This is a genomic window from Kitasatospora sp. NPDC051984, assembly GCF_044593455.1.
GTDB lineage: Bacteria > Actinomycetota > Actinomycetes > Streptomycetales > Streptomycetaceae > Kitasatospora.
In genome coordinates this window covers 1-4,113 of record NZ_JBIUCB010000058.1, presented here as the reverse complement: position 1 = coordinate 4,113, position 4,113 = coordinate 1, and the positions used below count along the sequence as shown (strand labels likewise).

The window sequence follows — 4,113 nt, the reverse complement described above, 5'->3', positions numbered from 1 at the left end:
GCGTAGAGAACTCACATCATCGCAGGTCGCAGGGCATCTCTTCGTTCCGCTCCGCTCCAGCACCGACGGTCAACCGGTGGATTCGGGCTCAGGTGAACGAGGCTGAGGCGGCCCCACCACAGCAGCCGGCGAGGGCTTCCCGCCGATGCGACCAGGCACAGCGATGCCACGGACAAGGGAGAAACGGCATGACCACACGCACTGCTCGGCCGAAGAACAAGACCCGTTCCGGCAAGGCCCTGGCGACGAAGGCCGCCCTCGGAGCGGCGGCGCTGTCCGTGCTCGGGACCATTCCGGCCACCGCAGCTCCGCAGCAGATCCTCGCGGCGCCCTACAACGGCGCCTGCGGCTCCGGCTACTCGGTGGTCAACTCGGCCCCCGTCGGCAACGGCACGCTCTATCTGACCTACAACTCCTCCAACGGCATGAACTGCGCGGTGACCACGCGCTACAACGACGGCACCAAGCCGTGGATGGTCGTCAAGATCTCACAGGCGGGCGACCCCGGCTGGGCGGACGTCGACCAGGGGTACTACGGCGGATACGCCGGCCCGGTGTACGTCTACGGGAAGGGCCACTGCATCGACTGGTACGGCGCGATAGACAGCGCCTCCATGATCGTCCTGGGAACCAACTGCTGACGACCGCCCTGACCGGAGCCCCCGCCACCGCCCTGCCCCTCCGGATCAGAGCCGGCCCCCGGCAGCACTGCCAGTAGACGAGCCGCCTGCCCATCCCGCCCGTTCCCTGCGACCTGAGTACGGGCCGAGCGACAGACCGGTGCACGCCGTCCGGCCTGCCACCCGGCCCCGACCAGACCGTCCGGCATCCGCGCCCACGGCGGGCTGCTCATCGCCGCCACCGGCCGCCCGACGGCCAGACCGTCGAGTACAGCGGGCCCGGTCCTGATGATGGATGGCGGCAGAGTGGGCACGGCCGGCCCCGAGCGGGCCGCTCACCGACACTCGACCTCTCCTCCCACCCGCCTGTCGGCGACCGCAGTGGTTTCTAGGTGCTGTCTGCGGAGCGTTGTGAGCTCATCGAGGTGTTCACCGGGCTGCGCCCGGCCCGGTTCCGACGCCTGGTCCAGGCGGTGAAGTATCGCGGAGGCCGGGCACTGGACCGTCCAGGCCCGGCCGGCCGTGGGCGCTGTCCTTGGAGGACCGCGTGCTGCTGGTCGCGGTCTACTACCGGACGAACCTGACGATGCGCCAACTGGGGCCGTTGTTCGGCGTCTCGCCGGCGGCCGCCCACCGGATCATCGACCGGCGCAGCCCGTTCCTGGCCCTGGCGCGGACTCGCCGCCGTCCCACGGCCGACGAGGCCGTCATCGTGGACGGCACCCTGGTCCCCACCCGGGACCGCAGCGTGGCCGCCCCGTCGAAGAACTGCCGGCACTCGGCGAACCTGCAGATCCGCATCGACACGCACACCCGCCTGGTCCTGGCGGTCGGCAGGCCGGTGCCCGGAAACCGCAACGACTGCCAGGCGTTCGCCGAGTCCGGCGTCGACGCCGCCCGTGGCAACGCCGTCGTACTGGCCAACGGCGCCCATCGCGGCACCGGCACGCTCATCCCGCACCGACGCCCACCAGGCCAGGACCTGCCCGACCGGCAGAAGGACGACAACCGCTCGCACCGCAGGGTGCGAGCACGCGTCGAACACGCGATCTCCCGCATGAAGAACTGGAAGATCCTGCGCGGCTGCCGGCGCAGGGGCCTGGGCGTCTACTGGGCAGCCAGCGGCATCGCCCGCATGCACAACCTCGCCCTCACCGGCTGAGGCCAGATCCCCCGGCCAGGCACATGCCCTCACGCCGTCAGCCGAGTTACGAGACAGCCTTTAGGCGCAGGTCCGCCACCGCGGTGCGCGCCTCGGCGGCGGGGTGGTGTCGACCAGGACGACCAGCAGCCTCGGGAGGGCCCTCCAAACACGCTCCCAGGCCCGCCCGGCGCCCTCCGGGCCCCGGGCGGGCCTGGCCGGGCGGTCGTAGGACGCCAGCATGCCGAACAGCGACGCCTCCGACGGCTCCTCCGCCCCTGTGTACGGGATCGGGCCAATGCCGCCGATGCCGGCATGTGACTTCTGTTCGCGTCCGGGGGCGGTCGTCTTCTTCGCTACCGCCGAGTTCTTCATCGGTCTCCCGACGTACACGTGGGCGTCCGGGTCTACGTCTGCCCGACGTGCCGAACCCTCGTCGACGCCGGCGACTGGCCCGGCTTGATCGCCTACGCCGGCCTCGGCGCGCGTGGTGCCCGGGTGGTCGAGGGTTTCCGTGATCACCACACCCCGGGCGCGGTGGCCTTCGAGCCCGGCACCCACCCCGAGCAGAGCCGTTGACCCCCGCAGGCCCAGCGGGCCGCCAAGCCGCCCCGTTCGCCCAGGCCAAAGGGTTGATGACGGGTCCCGGAAAATCTGACCCTCTCCTGGCCCCTTCCTTCTGCTTCTGGTGGTGGGTGGGCGGTGGTGCTGGACGGGATCGACGGCGCGAGCTCCTCCTTGTCCGGGCCGGCCGGGTCGGAGTACGACGACGACCAGGCCGCCGAGCACCCGCCCGCCGGGTTTCGTTTGGCTGCTCGTCCACCTGCTCGTTCAGGGGCTCGCGTCCGCGCCTGGCATCTGGTCGTCTCTGCAGGCCAGGCGCCGAATCCGGGTCCTCTCACCGGCCCGGCTTACCTCTGTGCGCCTGGTCCTGGTGGTGAGTGGGTGGCGGGCGGGGTGGGCGCGGTCGGTCCAGGGGCGGGGTCACTCATCGGCGCTCGGCCTCTTCTCCAGCGTCCGTCTGGCGGCGGCCGCCGCGATCGGTTCGGGGCAGCCGGGCTCGGCGGGGCCGGTGACCGGGCAGGGCCTGCCTCAGCCTGACCGGGCCACCGGCCAGGGTCTCGTTTCGCAGCCGTCACCCCGGGGCCGAGAAGCGCTGCCTCGGACATGAGGTTGCCTTCTGGTGGCGCGGGAATCCTCTGCCCCAGGACAGAAGCATCTCTGTCCTGGTTCACGGGGGAGGGGTGGGGCATGTGGATGAGCAACTACGCCCTGAGGGACGGCTACAGCTTGCCCAGTGGCACCTGGACCGGGCGGAGCTCCGCCTGGGTCTGGTGAACCGGGCAGGTATTCTCCTGAGCGCCCCTGCCGTTGTTCGGGTGGCGGGGTCTATGCGGTGCCGGGGTGTGATGTTCGGGTGCGGTGTCAGGGGATGCGGCTTCGCGTCAGCGGTTGCTTGGAGGCTGAGCCGCAGGTGGGGATGTGCAGCAGGGCTGGAACGCTGACGTTGGCCCGCACCTCCACTGACGTGTGGCCGCATCGGCCGGTGACTTCCCGTCCGCGCCTCACGGTGGAACGGGCGGGGGAGAAGGCGTCATGACCTGCCCAACGACGGCAGGCGGTTTTCGGTATGGGGGTATTCCATATTCGGGTCGATGGGATTTCTGCATGGGTTCGGCATTCCGGTGGATGGATGTTGTACCCGAATTCCGCGTCATATCGTCAACGGGCCGGGGTTCCTGCTGGCGTGCTTTTGATGCCGGTTCAGGCGGTGGTGTTGCGTCAAGTCGTGCTGTTGGCCAGGCGGCGAGGTGGTGCATTCTTGGACGGGCAGGAGGGCTGAGGCGAGATTGTCGAGCAGTGAGTTTCTGATACAGCGCCAGGGGCGGTTCTGAGGGCCTGGAGGATATGAAATGAGGCCAGAGAGCGGTCTAGACCACTAGAATGGGTCTAGACCACTTGCGTTGGGTGACTGCACGGTTCGAGTGAGGGCTTGTGCTGGGCCCGTTGCGGTGACACGATGTGAGGAAAGTCGAGGGGTAGGAGCGTGGCCCGTGCCCCTCCGGATGCCGACCGCAGACCCCGGACACCCGCTCCCCAGTCAGCCAGCGCACGGAGTGCGCCCAGCCTGCACCACGTCTGACCAGCAGAAATATGGTCCAGCCGTCACCACGAGACCCCCCGCCCGAACCGCCACCCCGGCACTGGGACACCCTCGACCCGGACCACCGGCCGGAGGCCGGCCCCCGGAGCGGAGCGAAGGGGGACCACCCTCCGTCACCAGCGTGACGAAGTCACGCAGCGTCACTCCGTCACGCTAGTGACGGCGCGTCATGTCTGCGGAGCAGAGAT

General features: G+C 69.8%; 3 protein-coding genes and 1 pseudogene. 3 read left to right on the top strand and 1 reads right to left on the bottom strand.

The annotated features are described in order from the left end of the window. Positions 1–188: 188 nt before the first annotated feature. Both ACIHEI_RS37420 and ACIHEI_RS37415 read left to right on the top strand, forming a co-directional pair. Positions 189–641 carry a spore-associated protein A gene (locus ACIHEI_RS37420; protein ID WP_396609985.1) on the top strand — a complete coding sequence of 151 codons (453 nt, stop codon included), beginning with the start codon at positions 189–191 and terminating at the stop codon, positions 639–641. A gap of 371 nt (positions 642–1,012) precedes the next feature. Further along, positions 1,013–1,782: pseudogene (locus ACIHEI_RS37415) on the top strand (transposase family protein). Positions 1,783–1,842: 60 nt separating this feature from the next. On the opposite strand, the gene ACIHEI_RS37410 reads toward ACIHEI_RS37415, so the two are convergent. After that, positions 1,843–2,136: a hypothetical protein gene (locus ACIHEI_RS37410; protein WP_396609984.1), complete on the bottom strand. Its 294-nt coding sequence runs from the start codon at positions 2,134–2,136 to the stop codon at positions 1,843–1,845. An 18-nt stretch (positions 2,137–2,154) separates the two neighbouring features. On the opposite strand from ACIHEI_RS37410, the gene ACIHEI_RS37405 reads away from it, so the two are divergent. After that, complete coding sequence (locus ACIHEI_RS37405) at positions 2,155–2,340, top strand: hypothetical protein (protein WP_396609983.1); 186 nt, start codon at positions 2,155–2,157, stop codon at positions 2,338–2,340. The last annotated feature ends 1,773 nt before the right edge of the window (positions 2,341–4,113 follow it).

Excerpts from the sequence above, each read along its gene's own strand:
- ACIHEI_RS37420 (WP_396609985.1), top strand. The coding sequence starts at position 189 with ATGACCACACGCACTGCTCGGCCGAAGAACAAGACCCGTTCCGGCAAG.
- ACIHEI_RS37410 (WP_396609984.1), bottom strand. The coding sequence starts at position 2,136 with ATGAAGAACTCGGCGGTAGCGAAGAAGACGACCGCCCCCGGACGCGAA.